This window comes from Candidatus Jidaibacter acanthamoeba (assembly GCF_000815465.1).
Lineage (GTDB): Bacteria > Pseudomonadota > Alphaproteobacteria > Rickettsiales > Midichloriaceae > Jidaibacter > Jidaibacter acanthamoebae.
In genome coordinates, this window is the sequence record NZ_JSWE01000099.1 from 1 (window position 1) to 2,857 (window position 2,857).

Here is a 2,857-nt window from a genome sequence, read left to right on the forward strand (position 1 = left end):
AAAACTCACTTAACTCACATGGGTAAAGGGAAAATATACTTTAACTTTGATTTGATCAACAAAGCCGTTTTTTGTTAGTTTTTCTTCATCTTCAGTATTTAACTTTAGTCTTTTTGATTTAAGTTTTGGCATTATACGTGATAAGACAGTTTCCTCAGGATAAGGTGACTCTCTCTTTTTTAACCACTGATTCAAAGTAAATCTTTTGTTGCCGTCAGCTGCCTGGCTTGCCTCTTTATTTGATAAAGATATTATATCTTGTCTTTTCTTCTCTTGGGGACCTTCATCTTTTTTTTCTAAATGAAGCGGTATATTATTTTGCTGCTGTTCTTCATTTTTAATTTCTTTTTCCAACATCTTGCTCACCTCGCCTGTCTCAACATCGAGAAAAAAACCTGAATAATTCCACTTAGAATTAATTTTAGCGCCTGAAAAAATTATTAGTTCTTTATTTTGACTTATTTCTTTAATAAAATTCATATATATTTTAATATGTTTTTTTGATTTTTCAGAAGAGTCGCCTCCAAGAAACCCTACTCTTAATCGATCAGCTTTACTTTGTCTCTCTGCGTAGTCCGGAAATGAAGTAGAGATTATATCGTGTAATTGTTTTATATCTATACTACGTACTAATGCCGTAATTTTTTTTATTGGATCGTGGATTGTTAATGCCGTATCCTGCACAAGGTGTTGGGTAAACAAAAAGTATGTTCCTTCACCAGCTTTTGCTATACCTATTGTTCCGGATTGTACTTCTTTCATTTTACTATTCCTGAATATTTAATTATAAATATATATGACTCTTTATAAACTATATTTACATAAAAAACTTTTAAAAATAAATAATAATTTATTATTTATGCTTATTACCTTGCAACTCCCTTAGTGAGCGAGTTGGCAACTTTACTACAAAAAGATTTTTTAGTTTTGGTATTATCCGTACCAAAAGAATTAACCTGACCGGACGCTTCTTCTTTTTGTTCTTGCTGTTTTGGTTGCCTTGACTCAAGTGTTTTTGCTCCAATTTGCTTCGCTTATCTTGTCTATGGTCTTTCTTATGCTCTTCATCCTCATCTTCATCTCTAATTTTACCGAGAATGTCCTCCTCTTTACAGGATAATTGAACTTTCTTTCTTTTTCCTGTTATAACTTCTTGCTCTATCTGCTCTTCTTCAAGTGTACTAATACTGTGGTTGGTCGTATACTCAATAAGCTTTTCCCCTTAGCTCATCAGTTCAAACGGTACCGTCAACTTAAAAATATGCAAGGAATATATTATTAAAAGAGTGGTGAAATAGTTTGAGTTTTCTAATGTATAAGAGGCATAAGTATCCTTCTGAAATAATAAGATATGTGGTTATGCCATATCATAGGTATTGTTTAAGCCTGAGAGATATATCTGAAATATTGTTATACAGGAGCATAGAAGTAAGCCATGAAAGCATCAGGGAATGGAATAAGAAGTTTGGGCCAATAATAACAAATAATATACGCAGGAGAAGGCAATATACTGCCCAAGGCAAGTGGCATTTAGATGAGATGAGAGTAGTCATAGGAGGAGAAGTTTATTGATTATATCGAACAATAGATAGTAATGGAGAAGAGTTAGATATTTTCCTGCAAAAGAGAAGGAATACCAAAGCAGTTAAGAGGTTTTTTAAGAGGCTACTGAAGAGATGTGGTTTTGTCCCGAGGGTCATAATAACTGATAAGTTAAGGAGCTATGGTTCTACTAAGCAGTTTATACTTAAATCTACTGAACATAGGAAACATAAGCGATTAAACAATATAATAGAAAACTCGCATCAACCCACTAGGCAAAAAGAGAGACTGATGAGGAAATTTAAGGACCCAGGAGCTACACAGCTATTTTTATCATCATGTGGTCAATTATTAAACTTATTCAAAGTAGGTAGGTATAAGTTTAAAGCAGAAAATTACAGGCAAAAAATGAAAGCAGCTTTTACATTATATAATGATGCTGCCTCTCAATACTGCCATGCTTAATACATAATAAGTTCTTTACCCAATAGCATAATATCTGCCTATATAACTTAAGTTGATGGTGCCGGGATACTAAATTTCTTCCAATAAAAGGTATTAAGCAGCTTTCCTACTTTCCTATAGAATCGGAGCTTAGCATATTTCCTGAAGAACGAATTTCTCTTATTCTATTTACCCATAAACTTACAACTTTATCTACCACGCGCTCTGAAAAGTGAGGATATACTTGAGCATTTGTTGTATCATTATGTTTAAGCTTGGGATGCTCAAGATAGAAGTAAGCAATTTTATTTAAGATTTCATTAGGTATTATTATCTCTTTGGTTTCTCCCATTACCATAAGCCCAGCTGATTTATAAGAGTTATAGAATGATGCTACATAATCACCCAGCGGTGTTGATAATTTGCTTTTGATAAATCTTTTTTCAACATAATAAACATATGCATCTTGGATAGATAGGTTTTTTAATTCCATAGTTGTTTCAAAATTCCCAAAATATCTAGAAAATTTGGAGACATCTATAATATCAGAAATAAATGTAATATAATTTTGTTGAAGATCAGAATTATTAATACCGGATATAAATGAATAAGCATTATATCTTATATTAAAACATGCATTTAATTGGGTATAAATATAATCATCTATATCATCATCTATTACTGGAGGATGTACTCGATGGTTGTTTATTATATCTATTGCCAATCTGTATTGGTGACCAACTATAGCTTTTATTACAGCTTTATCTTTATCCGCTCCTAGATTTAGCAACCATTCCACCAGCTCTTTATGCCCATATTGAGCAGCTCCTTTTACAGCCTTGTCTTTACATGCTCCTTGGCTTATCAACCA

Annotated in this window: 4 protein-coding genes; 2 read left to right on the forward strand and 2 right to left on the reverse strand. The window is 32.5% G+C overall.

The window, feature by feature from the left end:
- Positions 1-9: 9 nt before the first annotated feature.
- Entirely contained in the window at positions 10-762 is a 753-nt protein-coding gene (locus NF27_RS05225; protein ID WP_039456649.1) for a hypothetical protein, read from the reverse strand.
- A 549-nt stretch (positions 763-1,311) separates the two neighbouring features.
- On the opposite strand from NF27_RS05225, the gene NF27_RS11790 reads away from it, so the two are divergent.
- Together NF27_RS11790 and NF27_RS13150 are read left to right on the forward strand one after the other, a co-directional pair.
- Positions 1,312-1,572, forward strand: a complete 261-nt coding sequence (locus tag NF27_RS11790; protein WP_053332608.1) for an IS6 family transposase — start codon at positions 1,312-1,314, stop codon at positions 1,570-1,572.
- Between the two features lie 12 nt (positions 1,573-1,584).
- Positions 1,585-2,007 carry a DDE-type integrase/transposase/recombinase gene (locus NF27_RS13150; protein WP_084212812.1) on the forward strand — a complete coding sequence of 141 codons (423 nt, stop codon included), beginning with the start codon at positions 1,585-1,587 and terminating at the stop codon, positions 2,005-2,007.
- Positions 2,008-2,113: 106 nt separating this feature from the next.
- Here the strand turns inward: NF27_RS13150 and NF27_RS12430 are convergent.
- A partial coding sequence (locus NF27_RS12430) for a hypothetical protein (RefSeq protein WP_161791809.1) occupies positions 2,114-2,857 on the reverse strand: 744 nt, incomplete at its 5' end.